At 73.0% G+C, this 25,284-nt stretch carries 25 protein-coding genes and 1 pseudogene; 20 read left to right on the top strand and 6 right to left on the bottom strand.

The genetic code is table 11. From position 1 onward, the window contains the following. Positions 1-10: 10 nt before the first annotated feature. The 3 genes from SGUI_RS07470 to hpt all read left to right on the top strand — a co-directional run bounded on the left by SGUI_RS07470 (position 11) and on the right by hpt (position 2,834). Complete coding sequence (locus SGUI_RS07470) at positions 11-1,153, top strand: zinc-dependent metalloprotease (protein ID WP_066638269.1); 1,143 nt, start codon at positions 11-13, stop codon at positions 1,151-1,153. 14 nt (positions 1,154-1,167) lie between these two features. Further along, positions 1,168-2,205, top strand: coding sequence for a tRNA lysidine(34) synthetase TilS (tilS, locus tag SGUI_RS07465; RefSeq protein WP_066638267.1), 1,038 nt, complete (start codon positions 1,168-1,170; stop codon positions 2,203-2,205). Between the two features lie 77 nt (positions 2,206-2,282). Next, positions 2,283-2,834, top strand: coding sequence for a hypoxanthine phosphoribosyltransferase (hpt, locus tag SGUI_RS07460; RefSeq protein WP_066638265.1), 552 nt, complete (start codon positions 2,283-2,285; stop codon positions 2,832-2,834). On the opposite strand, the gene SGUI_RS07455 is transcribed toward hpt, so the two are convergent. After that, the gene (locus SGUI_RS07455; protein WP_066638263.1) at positions 2,825-3,646 is read right to left on the bottom strand and encodes an LLM class flavin-dependent oxidoreductase; all 822 of its coding nucleotides are present in this window, start codon (positions 3,644-3,646) and stop codon (positions 2,825-2,827) included. The two genes, hpt and SGUI_RS07455, sit on opposite strands and share 10 nt — an antisense overlap. A gap of 212 nt (positions 3,647-3,858) precedes the next feature. Here SGUI_RS07455 and ftsH point away from each other — a divergent pair, with 212 nt between their 5' ends. The 6 genes from ftsH to SGUI_RS07425 all read left to right on the top strand — a co-directional run bounded on the left by ftsH (position 3,859) and on the right by SGUI_RS07425 (position 9,579). Then, positions 3,859-5,910, top strand: a complete 2,052-nt coding sequence (gene ftsH / locus SGUI_RS07450; protein WP_418314012.1) for an ATP-dependent zinc metalloprotease FtsH — start codon at positions 3,859-3,861, stop codon at positions 5,908-5,910. Continuing rightward, positions 5,888-6,562 (top strand): GTP cyclohydrolase I FolE, encoded by a 675-nt coding sequence (gene folE, locus SGUI_RS07445; RefSeq protein WP_083190559.1) that lies wholly within the window; start codon positions 5,888-5,890, stop codon positions 6,560-6,562. The genes ftsH and folE overlap by 23 nt, the downstream gene beginning before the upstream one ends. 32 nt (positions 6,563-6,594) lie before the next feature. Beyond that, the gene (gene folP / locus SGUI_RS07440; protein WP_066643000.1) at positions 6,595-7,413 is read left to right on the top strand and encodes a dihydropteroate synthase; all 819 of its coding nucleotides are present in this window, start codon (positions 6,595-6,597) and stop codon (positions 7,411-7,413) included. Next, positions 7,410-8,312, top strand: coding sequence for a dihydroneopterin aldolase (gene folB / locus SGUI_RS07435; RefSeq protein WP_066638261.1), 903 nt, complete (start codon positions 7,410-7,412; stop codon positions 8,310-8,312). The genes folP and folB overlap by 4 nt, the downstream gene beginning before the upstream one ends. Positions 8,313-8,317: 5 nt before the next feature. Continuing rightward, a complete protein-coding gene (locus SGUI_RS07430) occupies positions 8,318-8,812 on the top strand; it encodes a DUF3180 family protein (RefSeq protein ID WP_083190558.1) in 495 nt (164 codons plus the stop codon). 125 nt (positions 8,813-8,937) lie between these two features. After that, positions 8,938-9,579 (top strand): class I SAM-dependent methyltransferase, encoded by a 642-nt coding sequence (locus tag SGUI_RS07425; protein ID WP_083190831.1) that lies wholly within the window; start codon positions 8,938-8,940, stop codon positions 9,577-9,579. Positions 9,580-9,590: 11 nt separating this feature from the next. On the opposite strand, the gene SGUI_RS07420 is transcribed toward SGUI_RS07425, so the two are convergent. From SGUI_RS07420 to SGUI_RS07410, 3 genes are read right to left on the bottom strand one after another with little or no spacing between them, the layout of a single operon-like run. Continuing rightward, entirely contained in the window at positions 9,591-10,760 is a 1,170-nt protein-coding gene (locus tag SGUI_RS07420) for an NADH-quinone oxidoreductase subunit D (RefSeq protein ID WP_066638255.1), read from the bottom strand. Between the two features lie 9 nt (positions 10,761-10,769). Next, positions 10,770-11,837, bottom strand: coding sequence for an SAM-dependent methyltransferase (locus tag SGUI_RS07415; protein WP_066642990.1), 1,068 nt, complete (start codon positions 11,835-11,837; stop codon positions 10,770-10,772). Continuing rightward, positions 11,834-12,562 carry a TetR/AcrR family transcriptional regulator C-terminal domain-containing protein gene (locus SGUI_RS07410; protein ID WP_066638252.1) on the bottom strand — a complete coding sequence of 243 codons (729 nt, stop codon included), beginning with the start codon at positions 12,560-12,562 and terminating at the stop codon, positions 11,834-11,836. Before SGUI_RS07410 ends, SGUI_RS07415 begins: the two co-directional genes overlap by 4 nt. A gap of 64 nt (positions 12,563-12,626) precedes the next feature. Here SGUI_RS07410 and SGUI_RS18390 point away from each other — a divergent pair. The 9 genes and pseudogenes from SGUI_RS18390 to SGUI_RS07370 form a co-directional block, all read left to right on the top strand. Further along, positions 12,627-12,860 (top strand): annotated as a pseudogene (locus SGUI_RS18390) (hypothetical protein); the annotation flags it as partial. A gap of 107 nt (positions 12,861-12,967) precedes the next feature. Further along, on the top strand, positions 12,968-13,366 hold the full coding sequence (locus SGUI_RS17985) for a DUF4386 family protein (protein ID WP_066638249.1): 399 nt from the start codon (positions 12,968-12,970) through the stop codon (positions 13,364-13,366). After that, complete coding sequence (locus SGUI_RS07400; RefSeq protein WP_066638246.1) at positions 13,363-13,719, top strand: hypothetical protein; 357 nt, start codon at positions 13,363-13,365, stop codon at positions 13,717-13,719. Before SGUI_RS17985 ends, SGUI_RS07400 begins: the two co-directional genes overlap by 4 nt. Positions 13,720-13,780: 61 nt before the next feature. Continuing rightward, positions 13,781-14,905 carry a calcium/sodium antiporter gene (locus SGUI_RS07395; RefSeq protein ID WP_066638245.1) on the top strand — a complete coding sequence of 375 codons (1,125 nt, stop codon included), beginning with the start codon at positions 13,781-13,783 and terminating at the stop codon, positions 14,903-14,905. A gap of 49 nt (positions 14,906-14,954) precedes the next feature. Beyond that, positions 14,955-16,505, top strand: a complete 1,551-nt coding sequence (locus SGUI_RS07390; protein ID WP_269465839.1) for a DNA-3-methyladenine glycosylase 2 family protein — start codon at positions 14,955-14,957, stop codon at positions 16,503-16,505. Next, entirely contained in the window at positions 16,502-17,008 is a 507-nt protein-coding gene (locus tag SGUI_RS07385) for a methylated-DNA--[protein]-cysteine S-methyltransferase (RefSeq protein ID WP_066638242.1), read from the top strand. Before SGUI_RS07390 ends, SGUI_RS07385 begins: the two co-directional genes overlap by 4 nt. 69 nt (positions 17,009-17,077) lie before the next feature. Continuing rightward, on the top strand, positions 17,078-18,580 hold the full coding sequence (gene lysS, locus SGUI_RS07380; RefSeq protein ID WP_066638234.1) for a lysine--tRNA ligase: 1,503 nt from the start codon (positions 17,078-17,080) through the stop codon (positions 18,578-18,580). Beyond that, positions 18,580-18,792 (top strand): hypothetical protein, encoded by a 213-nt coding sequence (locus SGUI_RS07375; RefSeq protein WP_335675531.1) that lies wholly within the window; start codon positions 18,580-18,582, stop codon positions 18,790-18,792. Before lysS ends, SGUI_RS07375 begins: the two co-directional genes overlap by 1 nt. 148 nt (positions 18,793-18,940) lie before the next feature. Further along, complete coding sequence (locus tag SGUI_RS07370) at positions 18,941-19,273, top strand: histone-like nucleoid-structuring protein Lsr2 (RefSeq protein WP_066638224.1); 333 nt, start codon at positions 18,941-18,943, stop codon at positions 19,271-19,273. An 86-nt stretch (positions 19,274-19,359) separates the two neighbouring features. On the opposite strand, the gene ligD (SGUI_RS07365) is transcribed toward SGUI_RS07370, so the two are convergent. Then, the gene (gene ligD / locus SGUI_RS07365; protein WP_066638221.1) at positions 19,360-20,208 is read right to left on the bottom strand and encodes a non-homologous end-joining DNA ligase; all 849 of its coding nucleotides are present in this window, start codon (positions 20,206-20,208) and stop codon (positions 19,360-19,362) included. Then, on the bottom strand, positions 20,205-21,191 hold the full coding sequence (ligD, locus tag SGUI_RS07360) for a non-homologous end-joining DNA ligase (RefSeq protein ID WP_066638218.1): 987 nt from the start codon (positions 21,189-21,191) through the stop codon (positions 20,205-20,207). Before ligD (SGUI_RS07360) ends, ligD (SGUI_RS07365) begins: the two co-directional genes overlap by 4 nt. A gap of 18 nt (positions 21,192-21,209) precedes the next feature. Here ligD (SGUI_RS07360) and ku point away from each other — a divergent pair, with 18 nt between their 5' ends. Both ku and SGUI_RS07350 read left to right on the top strand, forming a co-directional pair. Continuing rightward, positions 21,210-22,151 carry a non-homologous end joining protein Ku gene (gene ku / locus SGUI_RS07355; RefSeq protein ID WP_066638211.1) on the top strand — a complete coding sequence of 314 codons (942 nt, stop codon included), beginning with the start codon at positions 21,210-21,212 and terminating at the stop codon, positions 22,149-22,151. Between the two features lie 167 nt (positions 22,152-22,318). Next, positions 22,319-24,844, top strand: coding sequence for an ATP-dependent Clp protease ATP-binding subunit (locus SGUI_RS07350; RefSeq protein ID WP_066638206.1), 2,526 nt, complete (start codon positions 22,319-22,321; stop codon positions 24,842-24,844). The last annotated feature ends 440 nt before the right edge of the window (positions 24,845-25,284 follow it).

Here is a 25,284-nt window from a genome sequence, read left to right as displayed (position 1 = left end):
CCGTCGGGTCATGAGCGAGGACCTGGAGCCCGTGGCCGACCGCCCCCTGGAGCCCGTCGACGACGTCCGGGGCAGCGCCCTGGTCGACTGGGACTTCGCCGCCGCGACGGCGACCCGCCTGGCCCCGGCCGGGCCGCGGGCGAGCCGCGCCGAGATCGCCGACCTCGTGGCCGACCTGCGCTCGGCCGCCGCCCGTGCCGTGGAGCCGGTGGCGCAGACCGCGCAGCTGTCGACCCCCCCGGGCACCCCCGAGGCGCTCGTCGTGGACCGGGCCGGGTGGATCCGGGCCAACTGCGCCTCGATGGGGGCGATGCTGGAGCCGGTGCTCGACGAGGTCGTCGCCAAGAAGCGCAGCGCCGACCGCGCCCGGGCGCAGCAGGCGGGCCGTGAGCTGCCGGACATCGGCGCCACCTCGCAGGCGATCTCCGCCAAGGTGACCGGCACCGAGGTCGCCGGGCTGCTGTCGTGGATCTCCACCAAGGTGCTGGGGCAGTACGACCTGGCGCCGCAGGGCAACCCCACGCTGATGTTCGTCGCCCCCAACGTCCTGGCCGCGGAGCGTGAGCTCGAGGTGGATCCCGGCGACTTCCGGCTCTGGGTCGCCGTCCACGAGGAGACCCACCGGGTGCAGTTCACGGCGGTGCCCTGGCTGCGCGAGCACCTCATCGAGCGTGCCCGCAGCATGGGGACGCGGATCATGCCCGAGCCGGACGACCTGGGCCGGCGGCTGCGCGAGATCGCGACGGCGCTGCCCGGCGTGCTCCGGGGCGAGGAGGACATCACCCAGGTGGTCGCGACCCCGGAGCAGCGGGAGCGGCTGGCCGAGGTGACCGCGGTGATGTCCCTGCTCGAGGGGCACGCGGACGTCGTCATGGACGAGGTCGGACCGAGCGTCATCCCCACCGTCGCCGAGATCCGCCGGCGCTTCACCCAGCGCCGCAAGGGCGCCGGCAGCGTCGACAAGCTGCTGCGCCGCCTGCTGGGCATGGAGGCCAAGATGCGGCAGTACCAGGACGGTGCCGTCTTCGTGCGCGGCGTCATGGACGAGGTCGGCGTCGAGGGCTTCAACCGCGTCTGGACCTCCCCGGAGACGCTCCCGCGGCCGACCGAGATCGCCGACCCGCAGGCCTGGGTCGCGCGGGTCCACGGCTGAGGGTCGAGCCCGGTATGCCCGGCCCGCCCGCGGCCGTGGCCGCGGCGCGTCTCGCGGTGCGGCGCTGGCTGGAGGACACCGGGCCGGCGCCGGACTCCCTCGTCCTGGTCGCGTGCTCCGGGGGCGCCGACTCGCTCGCGCTCGCGGCCGCCACCGGTTTCGTGGCCCCACGAGCGGGTCTGCGGGCCGGTGCGATCGTCGTGGACCACGGGCTGCAGGACGGGTCCGCCGCGGTCGCGGCCCGGGCGGCCGAGCAGTGCCGGGAGCTGCTGCCGACGGGGTCCCCGGTGGAGGTCCAGCGGGTGCACGTCCCGGCCGGCCCGGCCGGCCCGGAGGGGCAGGCGCGCGCCGAGAGGTACGCCGTCCTTGTCGACGCGGCGCAGCGCCTCGGCGCGTCGGCCGTGCTGACGGGCCACACGCGGGACGACCAGGCCGAGCAGGTGCTCCTGGGCCTGGCTCGCGGGTCGGGCGCACGGGCGCTGGCGGGCATGCCGGCCTCCCGGTCCTTCGGCGGCACGAGGATCCTCCTGGGCCGTCCCTTCCTCGGTGGCCGGCGCAGCCGCCGGGCCGGGCCGGACGGGGGGATCACCCGGGAGCACACGGAGCGGGTCTGCGCCGAGCTGGGGCTCGACCCCTGGAGCGACCCGCACAACGAGGTCGACGACTACGCCCGGGTGCGCGCCCGCCGCGCCCTGCAGCTGCTCGAGGACGAGCTCGGCCCCGGCCTCGCGACGAACCTCGCCCGCTCCGCCGACCTGCTCCGGGACGACGCCGACGCGCTCGACGCCGCCGCGCAGGAGGCATACCGGAGCCTGGGTGCGCCGCCGTGGCCGGTCGCGGGGCTGGCCGCGCTGGAGCCCGCGGTGCGGACGCGGCTCTACCGGCGCTGCGCGCGGGAGGCCGGCAGCTCCGGCACCGACCTCACCAGCGAGCACCTGCTCGCCGTCGACGCCCTCGTCACCGACTGGCACGGCCAGGGCCCGCTGCACCTGCCCGGCGGGGTCCGGGCGGGACGCGGGGAGGACGGTGTGTGGTTGCGCGGGAGGACGTAGTTGAATGAGGCTGGACGAGAGCGCGCCACCAGGTCCCGGTGGGCGCAGAGCCGCCACGGACCTGAGGAGCGAGCTGCGTGGACGCCGAGCACATGGGTGACGACCTGGCCGAGGTGCTGCTGACCGAGGAGGACATCCACGGACGGCTCGAGGAGCTGGCCGAGGAGGTCTGGGCCGACTACCACGACAAGGACGTCCTGCTCGTCGGCGTGCTCAAGGGGGCCATCATGGTGATGGCCGACTTCATGCGCGCGCTGCCGGGCTCGGCGGAGGTGGACTGGATGGCCGTCTCGAGCTACGGCTCGGGCACCAAGAGCAGCGGTGTCGTGCGGATCCTCAAGGACCTCGACACCGACATCACCGACCGGCACGTGCTCATCGTCGAGGACATCATCGACTCCGGCCTGACCCTGTCGTGGATCCGGACCAACCTGCTCTCGCGCGGTCCGGCGAGCCTGGAGATCTGCACCCTCCTGCGCAAGCCCACCGCGGCCAAGGTCGAGATCGACACCCGCTACGTCGGGTTCGACATCCCCGAGGCCTTCGTCGTCGGCTACGGGCTGGACTACGACGAGAAGTACCGCAACCTGCGGGTCATCGGCACCCTCGCCCCGCACGTCTACAGCTGACGTCCGTCCCTGACCTGCTCCGCCGCGCGGCCGAGCACCGGCAGCACGTCCACGAGGGCGGGCCCGGCCTCCGGCGGGGCACCCTCTGTCGGCACGACGGCGAGCGCCACGCGGTGGGCGCCCTCGGCGGCCCGCTCCCGGATCTGCTCGGCGACCGTCTCCGCCGGCGTCCCCACGCTCACGGTCTGGAAGACCAGCACCTCCGGCTCCCCGTCGCGTCCGGCCGCCTCCCGGGCGGCCCGGACCTGCGCCACCGCGTCCGGCAGCGCCTCGGCACGGTCGACCACGACGCCGTCGCCCAGCTCGCCGGCCAGCGCCAGCGTCTTCGGCCGGTAGGCGCCGACCAGCACCGGCGGCACCTGCTCGGGCGGCCAGTCCAGCGCCACCGCGTCGAGCCGGACGTAGCGGCCGGAGGCCGTCACCGTCTCGCTCGCGAGCAGGGCCTGCAGCGCCTCGACGTACTCGCGCAGCAGGGTCATCGGGGACTCCACCCGCGCCCCTGCCTGCCCCATCCAGTCCAGGACGCCGTGGCCCACGGCGGGCAGGAAGCGGCCGGGGAAGAGGCGGGCCAGCGTGGCGATCTCCATGGCGGTGAGCGTGACGTTGCGCAGCGGCACCGGCAGCAGCGCCACCCCGACCTTGAGCCGGGTGGTCCAGGCCAGGGCCGCGGCCGCTGCCGAGATCCCCGCCTCCTTGAAGCAGTCCTCCCACAACCACAGCTCGTCCAGCCCCGCGGCCTCGGCGGCCTGGGCCACCTCGCGGAGCCGCTCCGGCGGCTGGTCCGGCGGGAAGATCACCCCGACATGCGTCATACCCGAGACCGTAGCCCCTGGTCCCGACACGCCCACGAGCGACAGGTATGCCGTCGCCGCGCCCCAGGCACGTCAGGGGTGCCCGGGACCGAGCACCCGGGCAAGGTGGAACACTGACCTTGCGCCGTGCGTTGAGCCGCACGGAGAACACCGCCGGATCGAGTCGACCAGGAGGACCGGGGAGTCCCCGTGGCACCCCGAACGTCACTGACATGAGCACTGCCCCGAACAAGCGGCCCAAGCAACGGCCGAAGCCCAGCCCCTGGATGTGGGTCTTCCTCTTCCTGGGCCTGGGCATCCTGTGGTACTCGCTGCTCGCGCAGAGCCCCTACAGCCGCATCGACACCGCCGACGCGCTGCAGCTCATCGAGGACGGCCAGGTGGCCGAGGCGGTGGTGACGCCGGACCGCATCGACCTCACGCTCAAGGAGGGCCAGCCCTTCTCCAGCGACGACGTGCGCGAGACCGAGCAGGTCCAGGCCTTCTACGTCGACGCGCGCGGCCCGCAGGTCATCGAGGCGCTCAACGAGAACCCGCCCTCGGAGCGGCTCAACGACGACCCGGCCCGGCAGAACGTCTTCGTCTCGATCCTGGTCAACTTCCTGCCGCTGCTGCTCATCCTGGCGCTCTTCCTCTGGCTCATGACCCGGATGCAGGGCGGCGGCCGCGGCGTCATGCAGTTCGGCAAGTCCAAGGCCAAGCTCGCGACCAAGGACATGCCCAAGGTCACCTTCGCCGACGTCGCCGGGTCGGACGAGGCGGTCGAGGAGCTGCACGAGATCAAGGAGTTCCTCTCCGAGCCGCGCAAGTTCCTCGAGGTCGGCGCCAAGATCCCCAAGGGCGTCCTGCTCTACGGCCCTCCCGGCACCGGCAAGACGCTGCTGGCGCGCGCGGTCGCCGGCGAGGCGGGCGTGCCGTTCTACTCCATCTCCGGCTCGGACTTCGTCGAGATGTTCGTCGGTGTCGGCGCCTCCCGCGTCCGTGACCTCTTCGAGCAGGCCAAGGAGAACGCCCCGGCCATCATCTTCGTCGACGAGATCGACGCGGTCGGCCGCCACCGTGGTGCCGGTCTCGGCGGCGGTCACGACGAGCGCGAGCAGACCCTCAACCAGCTGCTCGTCGAGATGGACGGCTTCGACGTCAAGACCAACGTCATCCTCATCGCCGCGACCAACCGCCCGGACATCCTCGACCCGGCGCTGCTGCGCCCGGGCCGCTTCGACCGGCAGATCGCGGTCGAGGCCCCGGACATGCTCGGCCGGCTGCACATCCTGCAGGTGCACGGCAAGGGCAAGCCGCTGGACGACGGCGTCGACCTCATGGCCGTCGCCCGCCGGACGCCGGGCTTCTCCGGCGCCGACCTGGCCAATGTCCTCAACGAGGCGGCCCTGCTGGCCGCCCGCAAGGACCAGCAGGTCGTCACCGACGGCGACATGGACGAGGCGATCGACCGCGTCATGGCCGGGCCGCAGAAGCGCACCCGGGTCATGAGCGCCAAGGAGAAGAAGATCACCGCCTACCACGAGGGCGGGCACGCGCTCGTGGCCGCGGCGATGAACCACACCGACCCGGTGAGCAAGGTGACGATCCTGCCCCGCGGCCGTGCCCTCGGCTACACGATGGTCCTGCCGGCGGACGACAAGTACTCCACCACCCGCAACGAGCTGCTCGACCAGCTCGCCTACGCCCTCGGCGGCCGGGTGGCCGAGGAGATGGTCTTCCACGACCCGACCACGGGCGCGGCCAACGACATCGAGAAGGCGACCGGCCTGGCCCGCAAGATGGTGACGCAGTTCGGTATGTCCGAGCGCGTCGGGGCGGTCAAGCTCGGCTCCGGCGGCGGCGAGGTCTTCCTCGGCCGCGACATGGGCCACGAGCGGGACTACTCCGAGAACCTCGCGGGCGTCGTCGACCAGGAGGTGCGCCGGCTCATCGAGGCCGCGCACGACGAGGCGTGGCACGCCCTCAACGACAACCGCGACATCCTCGACGCGCTCGTGCTCGAGCTGCTGGAGAAGGAGACGCTCAACGCCGAGGCGATCGCCGAGGTCTTCCAGGACATCCGCAAGCGGCCGGTCCGCCCGGTCTGGCTCTCCTCCGACGCGCGCACCATCCACGAGGCCGGGCCGGTGCTCACCGACGCCGAGAAGCGGGCGATGTCCAACGGCCACAACCCGCTCACCGAGTCCGACGGCGAGGACAACCCGCCCTCCGAGACGGTCCAGGTGCCCGAAGGCGGCCATGTCGACCCCGGGCACGCCTGAGGCCGCGGCGGGCGTGAGGCCCGCCCCGGCGGGCGCCGGTCCCGACCCGGACGAGGGCGCCCTCGGACCGCACGACGCGGTCGGCCGCGCCGTCGACCACGCACGGATCGAGGCCGCCGTCCGGGAGATCCTGCTCGCCGTGGGGGAGGACCCCGACCGCGACGGGCTCCTGCACACCCCGGCCCGGGTGGCGCGGTCCTACGCCGAGATCTTCTCCGGGATCGACCAGGACCCGAGCGCGGTGCTCGGCACCACCTTCGACGTCGACCACGACGAGATGATCCTGGTCAAGGACATCGAGCTCTACAGCGTCTGCGAGCATCACCTCGTGCCGTTCCACGGCTCGGCCCACGTCGCCTACATCCCCGGCCCGGACGGCCGGGTGGTCGGCCTGTCCAAGCTGGCGCGGCTCGTCGACGTGTATGCCCGGCGCCCGCAGGTGCAGGAGCGCCTCACCACGCAGGTCGCCGACGCCCTGGTGGACCACCTCGCCCCGCGCGGCGTCCTGGTCGTGGTCGAGGCCGAGCACCTGTGCATGTCGATGCGCGGCGTCCGCCGCCCCGGCGCCCGCACCATCACCTCGACCGTGCGCGGCCACCTGCGCAACCAGGCGACCCGCGCCGAGGCGATGAGCCTGATCACCGGGCGGTAGGGGCTGTGGTGGGCACCGCGCATACCCAGATCATGGGGGTGGTCAACGTCACCCCCGACTCGTTCTCCGACGGGGGGCGCTGGCTCGACACGGACGTCGCCGTCGCGCGCGGGCAGGAGCTCGCGGCGCAGGGGGCGCAGATCGTCGACGTAGGAGGCGAGTCCACGCGGCCGGGCAGCACGCGACCGCCGGAGCAGGAGGAGGCCGAGCGGGTCCTGCCGGTCGTCTCCGCCCTCGCGCAGCAGGGGTATGCCGTCTCCGTCGACACCATGCGCGCCGGCGTCGCGGAGGCGGCGCTGCGGGCCGGGGCGGTGCTCGTCAACGACGTCTCCGGCGGGCTGGGGGACGCGCGGATGGGGCCGATGATCGCCGAGACCGGCGCCCGCTACGTCGTCATGCACTGGCGCGGGCTGCTCAGCGACGCCTCCGCCACGCACCACTACGACGACGTCGTGGGGGAGGTCTGTGCCGAGCTCTCGGCGCGGGTCGAGGAGCTGGTCGGCCAGGGCGTGCGCACCGAGCAGCTCGTGCTCGACCCGGGCTTCGGCTTCTCCAAGGACGCAGGCCACAACTGGACGCTGCTGGCGGGGCTGGACCGGGTCGTGGCGCTCGGGCTGCCGGTGCTGGTCGGGACCTCCCGCAAGCGCTTCCTCGGTCGCCTGCCGACCCGCCCGGGCGAGGATCCGGCGGAGGGCGCCGAGCCCACCCCGCCCGAGCAGCGCGACGCCGCGACAGCGGCGACCAGCCTGCTCGCCGCGCAGGCGGGGGCCTGGGCGGTGCGGGTGCACGAGGTGCCGCCGACGCGGGACGCGCTCGCGGTCTGGCAGCTGACGCAGGGGGCGGCGCGATGAGGGCGGGCGACGAGATCCGGCTCACCGGCGTGCGCGCCCGGGGTCACCACGGCGTCCTCGAGCACGAGCGGCGCGAGGGCCAGGACTTCGTCGTCGACGTGACGATGGAGCTCGACCTGCGCCCAGCGGGCACGACCGACGAGCTGGCCCGCACCGTCCACTACGGGGAGGTCGCCGCCGACGTCGTCGCTGTCGTCGAGGGCGAGCCGCGCGACCTCATCGAGACCGTGGCCGAGGAGATCGCCGCGACGGTGCTCGCGCGGCCGCTCGTCGAGACGGTCGAGGTGACGGTGCACAAGCCGCAGGCCCCGGTGGGGGTGCCCTTCGGCGACGTCGCCGTCGTGGTGCGCCGCCGCACGGACGTGCCCGTCGTCATCGCGGTCGGCGCCAACCTCGCCGGGACCGACGGTGCCGAGCCGGCCGCGACCGTGCGGGCGGCCGTCCAGCGGCTGCGCCGGCTGCGCGGGCTGCGTGGCGTGCGCACCTCCCGCTCCTTCGTCACCGCCCCGGTCGGGGGCGAGGCCGTCGCCGGCCAGCCGGACTACGTCAACGCCGTCGCCCTCGCGCGCACCAGCCGCTCGCCCGCCTCGCTGCTCGCGGACCTGCACCGGGTCGAGGACGACTTCGGCCGCACCCGCGAGGCCCGGTGGGGCGCCCGCACGCTCGACCTGGACCTCGTGCAGTACGGCGACCCCGCCGCGGGCACCGACGTCGTCGGCGAGGAGGACGCTCTGCTGCTGCCGCACCCGCGCGCCCACGAGCGCGCCTTCGTCCTCGTCCCCTGGGCCGAGATCGACGCCGCGGCGACGCTGCGCCGGGGTGAGGACGTCGTGGCGGTGCGCGAGCTCATACCGGCGGTCGAGGACCAGCCCGTGCGCCCGATGGAGGAGGACCGGTGAGGGGCATGGACGGCGTGCGTGTGCGCACCGGCGTGGTCGTCGCCGTGCTCGCCGGGATGGCCAGCTGGCTGCTGCTGCAGGTGGTGCGCTCCCTCGGCGGGGCATACCCGGTGATCTCCTGGCTCGGGCTCGTGCCCCTCGTGGCCGTGACGCTGCTCGTGCTCGTCATGTGCCGGCAGATCCGACGCTACCTGCAGGGCAGGGGGACGCTGCGGCCCAGCCCGCAGCGCGGGCGCGGGACCCTCGTGGGTGCCCAGGCGGCGGCGCTGGGCGGTGCCGCGCTGCTCGGCTGGTATGCCGCGAACGCGCTGGTCCACCTGCCCAACGCCGACGTGCCGAGCGAGCGGGTGCAGCTGGTCTGGGGCGTGGTCCACGCGGTGGCGGCGCTCGCGCTCGCCGCCGCCGGCTTCGTCGGGCAGGCGTGGTGCCGCATCCCGCCGACCGAGCACGACGACGATGACGACGACGGCGTGGCCGACGGGGACCTCGCCTACGGCTGAGACCCGCCCGAGCACCGTTGTGCGTGAGGTGGTGCGCTTCCTCGTGTCGCAGGCGTGCCGAGGGGCACCGGTGTGACGCAACCTTCCGCACAAGCGTGCCCCGGCCCGCCCCTACAGTGACCGTCATGAGCGAGCGCGACCCGCAGGTCCCGATCGAGCCGACGCCCGGCGTGCGGGACACCACGCTGTGGCCCGGGCTGGAGGACCCCGAGCACTCGCGGTGGTACGTCGACCGGTTCCGGACGATGGCCGCCGACGGGCAGGACCTGCAGGGCGAGTCGCGGCTGGTGGACGTGCTCGCGCCGCGCGGCGCCCGGCTGCTGGACGCCGGGTGCGGGCCCGGGCGGCACGGCGGTCACCTGGCCCGGCTCGGGCATACCGTCGTCGGCGTCGACATCGACCCGGCGCTCATCCGGGCGGCGCGCGAGGACTACCCCGGCGCCACCTGGCTCGTGGGCGATCTCGCCACGCTCGACCTGGCGGCCCTCGGCGAGCCCGAGCCCTTCGACGGGGCGCTGGTCGCCGGCAACGTCATGGACTTCGTGGCCGAGCCGCACCGGGGCGAGGTGCTCTCCCGGCTACGGGCCCACTTGCGCGCCGGCGGCTTCCTCGTCGTCGGCTGCCGGGTGGTCCGCGGCTTCACCCCGGCCCACCTCGACGCGGCGACCGGGGCCGCCGGGCTGCGCCTCGAGCACCGCTTCGCCACCTGGGACCTGCGCCCCTGGCATACCGACGCCGACTTCTGCGTCAGCGTGCTGCGCGCCTGACGGCCTCGCCGCTACTTGTCGATGTCCCCGACGACGAAGAACATCGAGCCCAGGATCGCCACCATGTCGGCGACGACCGCGCCGGGCAGCATCTCGCGCAGCACCTGGACGTTGTTGAAGGACGCCGAGCGCAGCTTGAGCCGGTGCGGCACGGTGTCGCCGCGGCTCACGAGGTAGTAGCCGTTGAAGCCCAGCGGGTTCTCGCTCGCGCAGTAGTGTTCGCCGGCCGGGACCTTGAGCTTCTTCGGCAGCCGGGTGCTGACCGGCCCGGGCCCGAGCTCGCGCAGCCGGGCGGTGCAGGCCAGCACGAGGTCCAGGCTCACCTCGACCTGCTCGACCAGCACCTCCAGCCGGGCGAGGCAGTCGCCGGCCTCCCGGGTCACCACGCGCCCGGGGCCGTCCTCGCCGAAGAGCTCGGCATACGCGAGGTAGGGCTCGTCCCGCCGCAGGTCGACGTCCAGCCCCGAGGCCCGGGCGATCGGCCCCGAGACGCCGTAGGCCAGCACCTGGTCCAGGTCCAGCACCCCCACCCCACGGGTGCGGGCCTGCAGGATCTCGTTGCCCAGCACCAGCCCGACGAGGTCGGGGAGCCGGGAGCGCACCGAGGCCACGGCTGCGTCGACCCGGTCCAGCCAGCCCTCCGGCAGGTCGTGCAGCAGCCCCCCGACCCGCGTCGCCATGAAGTGCATCCGGCCGCCGGAGTACTCCTCCATGACCGCCTGGATCTCCTCGCGCTCGCGGAAGGCGTAGAACATCGGGGTGATCGCCCCGAGCTCGTGCGGGTAGGAGCCGAGGAACATCAGGTGGTTGAGCACGCGCCCGAGCTCGCACAGCAGGGTGCGGGTCCAGGTCGCGCGCTCGGGGACCTCCATCTCGAGCAGGTGCTCGACGGTGAGCGCGACACCCACCTCGTTGTTGAAGGCGGACAGCCAGTCGTGCCGGTTCGCCAGCACCATGATCTGCCGGTAGTCGCGGACCTCGAAGAGCTTCTCCGCGCCGCGGTGCATGTAGCCGATGACCGGCTCGGCGGCGGTGATCCGCTCGCCGTCCGCGGTGATGCGCAGCCGCAGCACGCCGTGGGTGGCCGGGTGCTGGGGGCCGATGTTGAGCACCATCTCGGTGGTGGAGAGCCCGCCGACGCCGGTGGCGCCGAGGCTCACGTCCAGGTCGCGGGTGCTCACCCGGCCAGCCTAAGCCCGACCCGGTGGCTGCTCGCCGACCTCCACCACCAGCCACCAGAAGTCGCCGAGGGCGCCGCTGGTCAGGGCCCGCAGCGCGGCGCGGCGCGCGAGCGCCTCGAGGTATGCCTGCGGCCGCTCCCGCGCGAGGTCGTGCGGCACCGGAGGGCTCGGGTCGCCGATCAGGTCGAGCAAGACCTCCCGCTGACGCTGCGGAGCCAAGGGGTGTCCGGTCGGGGAGGGGAGCGAGGCCGCGAGGGCGTCGACCGCGACGTGGGCGGTGAGGTCGCAGCTGCCGTCGGGCACGGGCTCGACCTCCCGGCCGTCGCGGAAGCCGGTCAGCGTGCCGTGCCGAGGCCGGTCGGCGGCGGTGTGGCCGTAGTCGACGACGACCACCAGCCCGCTGCGGATCCGTCCCACCAGGTCGATGAGAGCTGCCTCGCGGGGCAGACCGATCTCGCCGCGCACGACCGACTCGTACGCAGATGCTGTTCCTCTGCGCTGATGCATCACCGCAGAGGAATCATCTCCCGGCATGAGTGGGGCCGGCTCCAGCCACCGCTGCGCCCAGGCGAGGTCGTCGCCGCCCAGCGCCGGCCCGGGCGACTCGCGCCACGCCCCCTCGGCGGACCTGCGCACCCGGACCTCACGCCATACCCCCTGCTCGTCCCGCTCCGCCACCGGGCACGGGACGACGTCGAGCCACTCGTGCGCGAGGACGAGGGTCGAGCCGAGGTCCCGCAGCGCGTCCGGCAGCGCGGCCCCGCCCGGGGCGACGAGCCAGGCGTCGACGTCGAGCCCCTCGGGCCGCGGGACGACGTCGACCCCGGTGAGGTGCAGCCCGGGAGCCACCTCGCGCAGCGACCGCAGCAGCTCGCCGCGTCCCGCCCCGACGTCCACGACCCGGTCGCAGCCGTGCCGCGCGCAGAGCTCGGCGACCGCCTCGGCCAGGACCCGACCCGCCCCCGGTATGCCCTGGGCCGAGGTCGCGAAGTGCTCGGCCGGGGCGCCCCGCCGGTAGAACCCGTCGGTGCCGTAGAGCGCGTGCTGCCACGCCTCCTCCCAGGGACGTGCGGTCACGAGCACGGTCCGGGCGGAGCAGCCGGCTGCCCGGCCTCGGCACGGCGACGTCGCTCGATGCCCTCGAGCAGGAGGTCGAGCCCGAACTCGAACTCCTCCTGGTCGTCGCACCACCCGAGGGCCGTCGAGGCGTCGTGCGAGATCTCGCCGACCATCCGGGCGATGGCGGGATAGGTCTGCGACATCGCGGCCATCGCCGCCAGCATGTCCTGCCCCTCCTCCTCGCCCGGGGGAGCGACGTCCAGGAGCTCGGCGTTGTAGCCGATCGCCCGCGTGCCGAGGGCGTGGACGGCGTGGTGCACGAGGTCGGCCGAGCAACCGCCGGCGAACAGGACAGCGCTGAGGTCGTCGAACCAGCGCAGCGTCGCCGGGCCCATGGTCCCTCGCTCGTGCACCTGGCGGGCGGCCCAGGGGTGCCGGAGGAGCACCTGGCGGGCGGCCAGGACACGCTCCCGCGCGACCCCGGTCCACGGTGTCCCCGGTGCGGGCGGGTCCAGCTGCGCAGCACGCTCGTTGAGCCGCTCGACGACCCGCTCGGCCAGCGCGTCGAGCAGGTCGTCCTTGTCGGCGACGTGGCGGTAGAGCGCCATCGCCTCGACGTCGAGCCGGTCGGCCACCAGGCGCATCGTCAGCCGTCCGGTCGCGACGGCGTCGGCGAGGTCCGAGGCCGCCTCCACGACCCGGTCCCGGGACAGCGGTGCGCGGCCGGCGCGGGTGCGTGGCATGGCTGTCTCCTTCCGGCGTCAGCGTAGACGAGCGACGTTGTTTACAAGATAAACAACTCCTGCCATGATCGTGCCCTCCGGCAACGACCCGCCCATGACCCCGACGCGCAGCACCACGACCTCACGCTCCGCCGCACCTGCGCGCCGACGCTCCCCCGGACGTGCCGCGGCCGTGGTCACCGGCCTGTCCCTGCTGCTCATGGCGCTCGTGGCGATCCCTGCCAACCTGGCCCTGCAGCCGGCCCTGGGCGCCGACCCGCAGGCCGTCGCCCAGGCCCTCGCCACGCGGGAGGCCGCCCTGCGCCTGGGGGTCCTCGGGCTGCTGACCGTCGCTGTGCTCGACGTCGTCGTCGCCTGGGGCTGGGGCGGCTGCTGCTGGACCCCGCCCCGGGGCTGGCGACCCTCGTGGTCGCCCTGCGCCTCACCTACGTCGCGGTCTTCGTGGTCGCGATCGCGCTGCTGCTCGTGGCGGTGGAGACCGGCGGGGCGCCCGGGGCCGACGCCCCGACCGCCGTGCTGGCCGCGTCCGCGGCCAGCGCGTGCTGGCGGCTCGGCCTGGTGGTCTTCGCCACCCATCTGGCCGTGCTGGCGGTGGCCTTCGTCGGGGCTCCCGCGCTGCCGACGTGGCTGGGAGGTCTGCTGGGTCTGGGCGCCACGGCCTACGCGGTGGACGGGGTGCTCCGCACCGCGCTCGGGGCCGACGCCGCCGTGATGACCGGGTTGGTCCCGGTCGTCTCGGTCTGCGCCGCCGCCGGGGAGCTCGTCCTCGCCGTCTGGCTGCTGGCGCGAGGCGGCCGGCGATGAGCCGCCTCGGTCTGCTCGCCGGGGTGGGTCTCGGCGCGGCGCTGCTCGGGGGCGGTGTCCTGGTGCGGGTCTTCCGCGCCCGCGACGCGCGGCTGTTGCGTCCGCTGATCGCCTGGCAGCGCCGCAGCCTCAACCCCCGCAACCTGCGGACCGTCGGCACGCCCGGCGCACCCTGGGCGGTGGTGCGGCACACCGGGCGGAGCTCCAGCTCGACGGGCGACGGTATGCCGTCACCGCCGGCCCGGAGAGCGTGGTCCCCGTCACGACGCTGCCCGGTCGGCGCGGGGCAGCCGACCTGCTGGCCGGCCGGGTCCTCGGGATCCGCGAGGCGCTGCTCCTGCGGGTCGACGTGACCGACCGGTCGTCCCCTGATCCACCGAGCCGCGCGGCGCGCAGGCCGTAGGCTGTCCGGTCGTGGACCTTCTCGACATCGCGCGCATCGTCGGCGGCCTGATCCTGCTCGTGGGGGGCGGCGAGCTGCTGGTGCGGGGTGCCTCCAACCTCGCCGCCCGGATCGGCATCAGCCCCCTCGTCGTCGGCCTCACCGTGGTCTCGGTCGCGACCTCGGCCCCCGAGCTGGCGGTGACGGTCGGAGCTGTCCTCGACGGGCAGCCCGACCTCGCGGTCGGCAACGTGGTCGGCTCCAACATCGCCAACGTCCTGCTCATCCTCGGTGTCGCGGCCCTCGTCCTGCCGCTCGTCGTGCGCGAGCAGCTGGTCAAGGTCGACGTGCCGGTCATGGTGGGGCTCTCGGTGGCGCTGCTGCTGGTGGCGCTCGACGGGCAGATCTCGACCGCCGAGGGGTGCCTCCTGCTCGCGGCGATGATCGCGCACACCGTGGTCACCGTCGTCGTCAGCAGGCGGGCGCACCGCAAGGAGCTGCGCAAGCGGCGTGCCCCGGCGCCGCGCGAGGGTGAGCCGATGCGGACCCCGCTGGCGCTGCTCCTCCTGGTCGTGGGTGTCGTGCTCCTCGTGTCCGGGGCCAACCTGCTCGTGGCGGGAGCGGTCAACATCGCCGAGGCGCTGGGCATCAGCGGTCTCGTCGTCGGGCTGACCGTGGTCGCTGTCGGCACGTCGCTGCCCGAGCTCGCCGCCTCGGTCATCGCGGCCGCGCGCGGCCAGAGGGACCTGGCTGTCGGCAATGTCGTCGGCAGCTGCATCGCCAACATCGGTCTCGTCCTCGGCCTGCCGGCGATCATCTCCTCCGGTGGGCTGCCGGTGCCGCACCCCGCCATCGCCCTCGACATCCCGTTCATGATCGCCACGAGTGTCGCGCTCGTCCCTGTCGTCTTCACCGGCTTCACCGTCGCGCGCTGGGAGGGCGGCATGTTCGTCCTCCTCTACGCCGCCTACACGACCTTCGTCGTGCTCAACGCCACCCGGCACGAGGCGCTGCAGGGCTTCGAGCTGGTCATGGTCCTCTTCGTGCTGCCGCTCGTCGGGATCACCCTGCTCGTCACCTCGACCTTCGAGGTGGGGGTCCTCGCCGAGCGCCGCCGGGTGCGTGAGCGCGTGGAGGCTGGCGAGTCCGTACCGTGATGTCGCTTTTCTGCTAGATCTGCGCCGCGGCGCACGGCACCATGGGGGGGTGAGCACCTCGGCCATCCACCTCGACCACGACCGCTGCGCGGCGGTCGTGCGCAGCAAGGACCCCCGCTACGACGGGTGGTTCGTCACCGGGGTGCTCAGCACGAGGATCTACTGCCGCCCCAGCTGCCCGGCCATCACCCCGAAGGTGCATCACCTCCGCTTCTACCCGAGCGCCGCCGCGGCCCAGGGCGCCGGCTTCCGGGCCTGCAAGCGGTGCCTGCCGGACGCCACCCCGGGATCGCCGCTCTGGCACGTCCGGGGCGATGTCGTGGCCCGGGCGGTGCGGCTCGTCGCGGACGGGGTGGTGGACCGCGAGGGGGTCGGTGGTCTCGCCCGGCGGCTGGGCTACTCGACCCGGCAGCTGGAGCGGCTGGTCAGCGCTGAGCTCGGGGCCGGCCCGCTGGCGCTCGCCCGGGCGCAGCGGGCGCAGGCGGCGCGGCTGCTGCTGGAGGGGACGACGCTGCGGATGGCTGATGTCGCGCACGCCGCGGGCTTCTCCAGCATCCGGTCCTTCAACGACACCGTCCGCGAGGTGTATGCCGCCACCCCCTCCCAGCTGCGGGCCGGGGCACGCCGCCGCGCTGCCGAGCACCACGGCCCCGACCGAGCGCCGGTGACCGGGGCACCGACCACCCTCACCCTGCGGCTGCCCTTCCGCGGCCCCCTGCACGCACCCAGCCTCTTCGGCCACCTCGTCGCCACCGCGGTGCCGGGGATCGAGGCCTGGACCGACGGGGCGCTCGTCCGGTCCCTGCGCCTCCCGGCCGGCCCGGCTGTCGCGCAGCTGCGCCCCAGCGCGGCCGGCGACCGGCACGTCCACGTCACCCTGCGGCTCACCGACACGAGCGACCTTGCCGCCGCGATCGGCCGCTGCCGCCGGATGCTCGATCTCGACGCCGACCCCGTCGCGGTCGACGAGCACCTCGCCGACGACCCCGCGTTGGCCCCGCTCGTCGCGGCGCACCCCGGCGTGCGCCTGCCCGGCAGCCCCGACCCCGACGAGCTCGCGCTGCGCGTCGTCCTCAGCCAGCAGGTGTCCACGGTCGCGGCCGGCACGCTGACCGGTCGGCTGGTGGCGAGCCTCGGGGAGCCCCTGCCGGAGCAGCTCGCCGGTCCGGTGACCCACCTCTTCCCCACGGCCGAGGCGGTCGCTGCTGCGGCCGACGACGACCTGCCGGGTACGCCCGCCTCCCGCCAGCGCACGCTGCGCACCGTGGCGGCCGCGCTCGCGGACGGCGAGCTCGACCTCGGCGCCGGCGCCGACCGGTCCGCCGCCCGGGAGGCGATGCTGGCCCTGCCCGGTGTCGGGCCGTGGACGGCCGAGATGGTGCTGCTGCGGGGGATGGGCGACCCGGACGCCTTCCCCGCCACCGATCTCGGCGTGCAGGTCACGGCTCGCGCCCACGGGCTGCCCGGCGGCCGCGCCCTGGTGCAGCACGCCTCGGGGTGGCGCCCCTGGCGCAGCTATGCCACGGCCCTGCTCTGGGCCGCCTCCGACCACGCGGCGGCGCGGCTGCCGGCATACCCCACCCCTGAGGAGACACCATGACCACCGTGCACCTGATCATCGACTCGACCCTGGGGCCGCTGCGCCTCGCCAGCGACGGCGAGCACCTCACCGGGGTCTACTTCGCCGAGCACCGGCACGCGCCGAAGGACCTCGGGCACCAGGTCGAGGAGGCAGCAGCGCCCGCGGTGCTGCTCGCCGCGGCACGGCAGCTGCGGGAGTACCTCGCCGGCGAGCGCACCGACTTCGACCTCCCCGTGGCCGCGGCCGGCACCGACTTCCAGCAGCGGGTCTGGGCGGTGCTGCGCGCCATCCCCTACGGCCAGACGTGGTCCTACGGCGACCTCGCCCGCGCGCTCGGCCAGCCCGGCGCCTCCCGGGCCGTGGGCCTGGCGAACGGGCGCAACCCGATCTCCATCGTCGTGCCCTGCCACCGGGTCGTGGGGTCCTCCGGCGCGATCACCGGCTACGGCGGCGGGGTCGAGCGCAAGCAGGCGCTCCTCGACCTGGAGAGCAGGGCCGGCACCCCGGCGCTCTTCGGCTGAACCGGTGCGGGCTCCCGCACGACCGACGCCGTGCCGAGAGGGCGCGGGCGGGCGACTACTCTTGAGAGAGTGAGCGACCCCAGCCCCCAGCCCGTCCCGGAGACCGACCTGCCCGAGCAGATCGCGGTCCGGCAGGGCAAGCGTGCGGCCATGCTCGACGCGGGGGTCGACCCCTACCCGGTCCACCTGCCGCTCACCCACACCATCCCCCAGGTGCGGGAGCAGTGGGACGGGCTGGAGACCGGCGAGGAGACGCAGGACGTCGTCGGGGTCGCGGGGCGGGTCGTCTTCGTCCGCAACACCGGCAAGCTCTGCTTCGTCTCGCTGCAGGCCGGTGACGGCACCCGGCTGCAGGGCATGCTCTCGCTCGCCGAGATCGGCCAGGAGTCCCTGGACCGGTGGAAGGCCTGGGTCGACCTGGGCGACCACGTCTTCGTCGAGGGCCGGGTCATCCGCTCCCGGCGGGGCGAGTTGTCCGTCATGGCCAGCAGGTGGGAGATGGCGGCCAAGGCGCTGCGGCCGCTGCCCGTGCTGCACAAGGACCTGTCGGAGGAGCAGCGGGTCCGGCAGCGCTACGTCGACCTCATCGTGCGGGACGAGGCGCGGCAGATGGTCGTGGACCGGGCGGCGCTGACCCGCGCCGTGCGCCGGGTCCTCGAGCAGGACGGCTACGTCGAGGTCGAGACGCCCGTGCTGCAGGCGGTCCACGGCGGGGCCAACGCCCGGCCGTTCAACACCCACCTCAACGCCTTCGACCTGCCGATGACGATGCGGATCGCGCTCGAGCTCTATCTCAAGCGGGCCGTCGTCGGGGGCGTGGAACGCGTCTACGAGATCGGCCGGATCTTTCGCAACGAGGGGATCGATTCCACCCACTCGCCGGAATTCACGATGCTCGAGTGCTATCAGGCCTACGGCGACCAGTTCACCATGGCCGATCTCATGCGCCGGATGATCCTCGCGGCGGCGGACGAGCTCGGAGGACGAGCGCTCGAGACCCCGGCCGGGCCGGTCGACCTCGACGGGGAATGGTCCTGGCTGCCGTTCTACGAAGGGCTCTCGAGCGCCATGGGGGAGAGCGTCGGCGTCGACTCCTCGGAGGAGGACCTGCGTCGTCTCGCCGACGCGCACGGGGTGCCGGTGAAGCCCGAGTGGGGCGCCGACAAGATCGCCATGGAGATCTTCGGCGACGTCGTCGAGCCGACGCTCATCCAGCCGACCTTCGTCTGCGACTACCCGGCGCTCGCGCAGCCGCTGGCCCGGCCGCACCGGAGCGAGCCCGGGCTCGTCGAGGCGTGGGACCTCGTCATCGGCGGGGTGGAGCGCGGCACCGCCTTCTCCGAGCTCGTCGACCCCGAGGTCCAGCGCGCGCGGCTCACCGAGCAGTCCCTGCTGGCCGCGGGTGGCGACGAGGACGCGATGCAGCTGGACGAGGACTTCCTGCGGGCGCTGGAGTATGCCGCGCCGCCCATGGGCGGTCTGGGCATGGGCCTGGACCGGGTGCTCATGCTGCTCACCGGGACGGGGATCCGCGAGACCATCCTCTTCCCCTTCCTCAAGCCGGAGGCCTGATGAGCGGGCTGCTCTACGAGGGCTGGATGATCCTGGCGGCGCTGCTGCCCTCGATCGGTCTGCTCTATCTCTTCTACGTCGTCATGAAGCACGTCGTGGAGGGCGACCGGCGCGAGCGGGCCGCGCTGCGGGCGGCCGAGCAGGCCGAGCGGGACGCACACCCCGACGGTTCCGACGGCCCGGCGAAGCCGGACCAGCAACCGACGTCCTAACCGCTCGACGTTCCCATTGTCCGGGGGCACTGTGATTGTCCTGTGACCTTCGTGATGGGATACCGGGTTCGCAATCCCAGGGAAAAGCGCTAGTCTGCTTTCGCGCCGCATCCTGTTGGCGGCGCATGGTCTCAAAAAGGAGAAGAAAATGGCACAGCGTGTGCAGGTCATCCTTGTCGATGACCTCAGTGGCGGGGAGGCGAGCCAGACCGTGGAGTTCGCCCTGGACGGGGTTCAGTACGAGATCGACCTCAGTGACGAGAATGCCGCGAAGCTGCGTGAGGACTTCGCCTCGTGGATCGGTCAGGCCCGTCGCTCCGGCGGTCGGCGTCAGACCCGGCGCAAGGGCTCGAGCACCTCGAGCGGTCGCAGCGACGAGCTCGCGAAGGTCCGTGAGTGGGGCCGTGAGAACGGCTTCCAGGTGAGCTCGCGCGGCCGCGTGTCGCAGCAGCTCCAGGACGCCTACGCGGCGGCGAACTGACCTCACGCCCCCGGGCGTGACGCACGGGGCCGGCACCCACGAGGGTGCCGGCCCCGTTCTCGTCCCGTCGGGCGTCCGTGACGGCGTTACACCTCGTCGATGAGCACCTGCACGAGCTCCTCGTCCCCCTCGGCGGCGCCCTCGACCTCGTCCCAGTCGCGCGGGAAGGCCACCTGCGGCCGCTCCCTGCCCCGCACGGACCACGGGCAGATCGTCGTCTTCGCCCCGTTGTTCTGGCTCCAGTCGAGGAAGACCTTCCCGGGCCGCACCGCCTTGGTCATCCGCGCCGTCACCAGGTCGGGGTGCTGCTCGGCCAGGCTCTCGGCCAGCGCCTTGGTGACAGCGCTCACCTCGTCCGAGCTCCGGGTGCCCTCGAGCGCGGCATACAGCTGCATGCCCTTGGACCCGCTCGTGACCGGGCGCGCCTCGAGCCCCACCGCACCCAGCCGGTCGCGCACCAGCAGCGCCACCCGGGAGCACTCGGCGAGCCCGGCGCCGGGACCCGGGTCGAGGTCGACCACCAGCCGGTCCGGGTCCTGCGGGACGCCGTCGCCGTCGATCCGCCACTGCGGCACGTGCAGCTCGAGGCTGCCGAGGTTGACGAGGTAGACCAGGTCCGCCAGATCGGTGACCAGCGGGAACGTCAGGTGGGTGTGCCCGCGCGAGGACCCGGGCGTGGGGACGACGACCCGGGGCAGCCAGTCGGGTGCTCCGGAGGGGAGGTTCTTCTCGAAGAAGTGCGCCTGCGCGACGCCTTCCGGCCACCGGATCCGGGTGACCGGCCGGTCGGCCAGCTCGGGCAGGATCTGCTCGGCGTGGGTGACGTAGTAGGTGAGGATCTCGCCCTTGGTCGTGCCGGTGGCGGGGTAGAGCACCTTGTCCAGGTTGCTCACCTTGAGCGTGCGCCCGGCGACGCTGACCTGCTGGCTGCTCACGCCAGGTCCTCGTGCAGCAGGTCCGTCGGCGCCAGGTCGGCGCGGACCCCCTGGAAGGAGGGCTGCCGCAGCCGTCCCTGCGCGCCGAGCCCCAGGGAGGCCACCTCGACCACCACCTGCGGCTCCAGCCAGGTCGACCCGCGCGCCTCCACCGCGGGGATCGGCGCGTCGAAGGGGTATGCCGCCCGCGGCACCTGCGCGAGCAGCCGCTGCAGCTGCTCGCCGGCGCGCCCGGCCAGCCCGCTGCCGACCCGACCCCGGTAGCGCAGGAGCAGGGTGCCGTCGTCGGTGCGCACGGGCATACCGTCGGCGTCGGGGACGGGCAGGCCGACGTGCACGGCCCCGATGCGCCCCGGGCGACCGGTCTCGGGACGCCAGCCGCCCACCACCACCGAGCGCTGCGCACGGTGCGGGAACTTCAGCCAGTCCGCGCTGCGCTGCCCGGCCCGGTATGCCGCCGACCGCCGCTTGCTGACGACCCCCTCCAGGTGCTGCTCCCGGGTCGCGGCCAGCAGCATCGCGCCGTCGTCGTAGACCGGGGAGAGCTGGGTCTGCGGGACCCCGTCGAGCAGCTCCTCCAGCGCCTCCCGGCGCGCGGTCCAGGGCAGCGGCGTGAGGTCCAGCCCGTCGAGGCGGAGCAGGTCGAAGGCGACGTAGGTGGCCGGCGAGGCGCTCGCGAGCCGCCGGGCCGCGGCGGCGGTCGAGGTGTGCACCCGCTCCACGACGTGCCCGAACGAGGGCAGCCCGTCCACGAGCACCACCGCCTCGCCGTCGAGCAGCAGGTCGTCGGCCACCCCGGCCAGCGCGGTGAGCTCGGGGAAGGCGACCGCGATGTCCCGCTCGCCGCGGGTGGTCAGCCGCAGCGTGCCCTCGCGGACGTCGGCGAGGAGGCGGATCCCGTCCCACTTGATCTCGTGCACCCACCCCGGGCCGGCAGGAGGCCCCTCCGGTACGGGTCCCGGGGTGGCGAGCATGGGGCGCATGGGTCCATCCTGGGGTGCGTGAGAGCGATCTGGAAGGGTGCCGTGTCGTTCGGGCTGGTCAACGTGCCCGTGCGGCTCTACTCGGCGACCGAGAACCACGACCTCAGCTTCCACCAGGTGCGGGGCAGCGACGGCAGCCGGATCCGCTACAAGCGGGTGGCGCAGGCCGACGGCGAGGAGGTCGCCTACAAGGACATCGCCAAGGCCTACGAGACCGACGACGGCAAGACCGTGGTGCTCACCGACGAGGACCTCGCGAGCCTGCCCAACCGCAGCAGCAAGGAGATCTCGGTCGAGCGCTTCGTCCCGCGCGAGCAGATCGACCCGATCCTGTTCGACAAGGCCTACTTCCTGGAGCCGGACGCGATGGGCGCCAAGGCCTACGGCCTGCTGCGGGAGGCGCTGCGGGAGTCCGACCGGGTCGCGGTGGTGACGGTCTCGGTGCGCACCCGGATGACCATGGCGGTGCTGCGGGTGCGCGAGGACGACGACGCGATCGTCATGCAGACGCTGCTGTGGCCGGACGAGATCCGGGCCTCGGACCAGCTGGACCACCTCGACGAGGTGAGCGAGCCCAAGAAGGACGAGGTCGCGATGGCGCGGATGCTCGTCGACTCGATGTCCGGGGACTTCGAGCCGGAGGGGCACGTCGACGACTTCAAGGAGGCCGTGGACGCCCTGGTCGAGAAGAAGATCAGCGGCGGCGAGGTCACCGAGAGCCCGGACGAGGAGGACGAGGCCGACTCCGGGGAGGTGGTCGACCTGCTCGCCGCGCTGCAGCGCTCGGTGGACCGGGCCAAGAAGGGCCGCGGCGAGGGCGACGCCGACGAGGGTGGCTCGAGCGGCTCGGGGACGAAGAAGAAGTCCTCCGGTTCGACGTCCAAGAAGTCCTCGGCGAAGAAGCCCGCCGCGAAGAAGTCGAGCTCCTCCAAGCGGTCGACGACCAAGAAGGCCGGCTGAGCGCATACCTCGTCCTGCCCGGCGCGCACGCCGGTGGTGACCGCGCAGCGGGGCGCGCGGCCCGCATTCCGCCGGGGGCGAACACGGAACATCGGTGGCGGATCTCGGCGTTGATCTGGATCAGACGCACGTAGAGTGGGCGGACGCCCACAGTGGAGGAGAAGAGCATGTTCGAACGGTTCACCGACCGGGCTCGACGTGTGGTGGTGCTCGCGCAGGAAGAGGCGCGCATGCTCAACCACAACTACATCGGCACCGAGCACCTGCTGCTGGGCCTGATCCACGAGGGTGAGGGCGTGGCCGCCAAGGCGCTGGAGTCGCTGGACATCTCGCTGGACGCGGTGCGCCAGCAGGTGCAGGAGATCATCGGCCAGGGGCAGAACAGCCCGACCGGGCACATCCCGTTCACCCCGCGCGCCAAGAAGGTCCTCGAGCTCTCGCTGCGCGAGGGCCTGCAGCTGGGCCACAACTACATCGGCACCGAGCACCTGCTGCTCGGCCTCATCCGCGAGGGAGAGGGCGTGGCCGCCCAGGTGCTGGTCAAGCTGGGCGCCGACCTCAACCGGGTCCGCCAGCAGGTCATCACCCTGCTCTCGGGCTACCAGGGCAAGGAGTCGGCGACCGCCGGCGTCGGCGCCGGCAGCCAGCAGGAGGGCCAGCAGTCCGGCTCCCTGGTCCTGGACCAGTTCGGCCGCAACCTCACCCAGGCCGCCCGCGAGGGCAAGCTCGACCCGGTCATCGGGCGCGAGCAGGAGATCGAGCGGGTCATGCAGGTGCTGTCCCGCCGCACCAAGAACAACCCCGTCCTCATCGGCGAGCCCGGCGTCGGCAAGACCGCCGTCGTCGAGGGCCTGGCCCAGGACATCGTCCGGGGCGACGTGCCGGAGACGCTCAAGGAGAAGCAGCTCTACACGCTCGACCTCGGTGCCCTGGTCGCCGGCTCGCGCTACCGCGGTGACTTCGAGGAGCGCCTCAAGAAGGTGCTCAAGGAGATCCGCACCCGCGGCGACATCATCCTGTTCATCGACGAGATCCACACCCTCGTCGGTGCGGGTGCCGCCGAGGGCGCGATCGACGCCGCCAGCATCCTCAAGCCGATGCTGGCCCGCGGCGAGCTGCAGACCATCGGTGCGACCACCCTGGACGAGTACCGCAAGCACATCGAGAAGGACGCCGCGCTGGAGCGTCGCTTCCAGCCCATCCAGGTGTCCGAGCCCACGCTCAAGCACGCCGTCGAGATCCTCAAGGGTCTGCGCGACCGCTACGAGGCGCACCACCGGGTGACCATCACCGACAGCGCCCTCGTCGCGGCCGCGTCCATGGCCGACCGCTACATCAACGACCGCTTCCTGCCGGACAAGGCGATCGACCTGATCGACGAGGCCGGGGCCCGGTTGCGCATCCGTCGGATGACCGCGCCGCCGGACCTGCGCGACTTCGACGAGAAGATCGCGCACGCCAAGCGCGAGAAGGAGTCGGCCATCGACGGCCAGGACTTCGAGAAGGCCGCCCGGCTGCGCGACGAGGAGCACAAGCTCACCCAGGCGCGTGCCGAGCGGGAGAAGGAGTGGAAGAACGGTGACATGGACGTCGTCGCCGAGGTCGACGAGGAGCTCATCGCCGAGGTGCTGGCCGCGGCGACCGGCATCCCGGTCTTCAAGCTGAGCGAGGAGGAGTCCTCCAGGCTGCTCAACATGGAGGACGAGCTGCACAAGCGGATCATCGGCATGAACGACGCCATCAAGGCGCTGTCCCAGGCCATCCGCCGCACCCGCGCCGGCCTCAAGGACCCCCGCCGCCCCGGTGGGTCGTTCATCTTCGCCGGACCGACCGGTGTCGGCAAGACCGAGCTGGCCAAGACGCTCGCCGAGTTCCTCTTCGGTGACGAGGACAGCCTCATCACGCTCGACATGTCGGAGTACTCCGAGAAGCACACCGTCTCGCGGATGTTCGGCTCGCCCCCCGGCTACGTCGGGTACGAAGAGGGTGGCCAGCTGACCGAGAAGGTGCGGCGCAAGCCGTTCTCCGTGGTGCTCTTCGACGAGATCGAGAAGGCGCACCCGGACATCTTCAACAGCCTGCTGCAGATCCTGGAGGACGGTCGCCTGACCGACTCCCAGGGCCGGGTGGTCGACTTCAAGAACACCGTCATCATCATGACGACCAACCTCGGGACCCGCGACATCGCCAAGGGTGTCTCGCTCGGCTTCTCCGCCGGGCCGGAGACCCGCAGCGACTACGACCGGATGAAGAACAAGGTCACGGACGAGCTCAAGCAGCACTTCCGTCCCGAGTTCCTCAACCGTGTCGACGACACCATCGTCTTCCCGCAGCTCACGCAGGAGGAGATCGTGGCGATCGTCGACCTCATGGTCGCCCGTCTCGACGAGCGCCTCAAGGACAAGGACATGGCGATCGAGCTCACCTCGGCCGCCAAGGAGCTCCTGGCCAAGCGCGGCTACGACCCCGTGCTCGGCGCCCGGCCGCTGCGCAGGGCCATCCAGCGCGAGATCGAGGACCAGCTCTCGGAGAAGATCCTGTTCGGCGAGCTCGGCACCGGTCAGATCGTCATCGTGGACGTCGAGGACCCGGTCGGCGAGGACAAGAACCGCGACAAGGTCTTCACCTTCCGCGGGCAGGACAAGCCCTCCGAGGTGCCCGACACGGTGCCGGTGGAGGAGCAGGCCGGCTGACCCGCAGCTGACCCACCCGCACGGGCGGGACGTGGTGCACGACGTGCGCCGCGTCCCGCCCGTTCTGCGTCTGGGAAAGGTAGGCCGATGACCCTCTCCTGACGCATTTCACAGGTGCCACTCAGACACGCCGAGTTCACTCAGATCACGTGCTCGGAGGGGCGCCCGAGAAAGGTGTGAAAATCGAGAAAAGTGCTGGTCAGCGAACTACACCCTTGTGATATCCGGGCTGACCTGCATCAACCCTGAGAGTGTGTGAGCAACATCACGAACTACACGCTTGTCATGCCCCCGGGAAATGCACTCACTGGGGTGGGGGTGGGGTTGCGCCGCAGGTCAGGGGTGGGTTTCATTGCTCCTGGCCCACCTGAGGGTCGTCCCAGAAACACCGGTCTCCGCACCCTGCCGGATACCTCTGCGTCCTGCCCCGCCACACACGT

This window comes from Serinicoccus hydrothermalis (assembly GCF_001685415.1).
GTDB classification, from domain to species: Bacteria; Actinomycetota; Actinomycetes; order Actinomycetales; family Dermatophilaceae; genus Ornithinicoccus; species Ornithinicoccus hydrothermalis.
The sequence above is the reverse complement of the archived record's forward strand: the minus strand, read 5'-3'. Positions and strand labels throughout refer to the sequence as shown.

What these genes read in the sequence shown, in the direction of transcription:
- SGUI_RS07470 (WP_066638269.1), top strand. Translation starts at nt 11, where the DNA reads ATGAGCGAGGACCTGGAGCCCGTGGCCGACCGCCCCCTGGAGCCCGTC.
- tilS (WP_066638267.1), top strand. Translation starts at nt 1,168, where the DNA reads ATGCCCGGCCCGCCCGCGGCCGTGGCCGCGGCGCGTCTCGCGGTGCGG.
- SGUI_RS07455 (WP_066638263.1), bottom strand. Translation starts at nt 3,646, where the DNA reads ATGACGCATGTCGGGGTGATCTTCCCGCCGGACCAGCCGCCGGAGCGG.
- ftsH (WP_418314012.1), top strand. Translation starts at nt 3,859, where the DNA reads ATGAGCACTGCCCCGAACAAGCGGCCCAAGCAACGGCCGAAGCCCAGC.
- folE (WP_083190559.1), top strand. Translation starts at nt 5,888, where the DNA reads ATGTCGACCCCGGGCACGCCTGAGGCCGCGGCGGGCGTGAGGCCCGCC.
- folP (WP_066643000.1), top strand. Translation starts at nt 6,595, where the DNA reads ATGGGGGTGGTCAACGTCACCCCCGACTCGTTCTCCGACGGGGGGCGC.
- folB (WP_066638261.1), top strand. Translation starts at nt 7,410, where the DNA reads ATGAGGGCGGGCGACGAGATCCGGCTCACCGGCGTGCGCGCCCGGGGT.
- SGUI_RS07430 (WP_083190558.1), top strand. Translation starts at nt 8,318, where the DNA reads ATGGACGGCGTGCGTGTGCGCACCGGCGTGGTCGTCGCCGTGCTCGCC.
- SGUI_RS07425 (WP_083190831.1), top strand. Translation starts at nt 8,938, where the DNA reads ATGAGCGAGCGCGACCCGCAGGTCCCGATCGAGCCGACGCCCGGCGTG.
- SGUI_RS07410 (WP_066638252.1), bottom strand. Translation starts at nt 12,562, where the DNA reads ATGCCACGCACCCGCGCCGGCCGCGCACCGCTGTCCCGGGACCGGGTC.
- SGUI_RS07400 (WP_066638246.1), top strand. Translation starts at nt 13,363, where the DNA reads ATGAGCCGCCTCGGTCTGCTCGCCGGGGTGGGTCTCGGCGCGGCGCTG.
- SGUI_RS07385 (WP_066638242.1), top strand. Translation starts at nt 16,502, where the DNA reads ATGACCACCGTGCACCTGATCATCGACTCGACCCTGGGGCCGCTGCGC.
- SGUI_RS07375 (WP_335675531.1), top strand. Translation starts at nt 18,580, where the DNA reads ATGAGCGGGCTGCTCTACGAGGGCTGGATGATCCTGGCGGCGCTGCTG.
- SGUI_RS07370 (WP_066638224.1), top strand. Translation starts at nt 18,941, where the DNA reads ATGGCACAGCGTGTGCAGGTCATCCTTGTCGATGACCTCAGTGGCGGG.
- ligD (WP_066638218.1), bottom strand. Translation starts at nt 21,191, where the DNA reads ATGCGCCCCATGCTCGCCACCCCGGGACCCGTACCGGAGGGGCCTCCT.
- SGUI_RS07350 (WP_066638206.1), top strand. Translation starts at nt 22,319, where the DNA reads ATGTTCGAACGGTTCACCGACCGGGCTCGACGTGTGGTGGTGCTCGCG.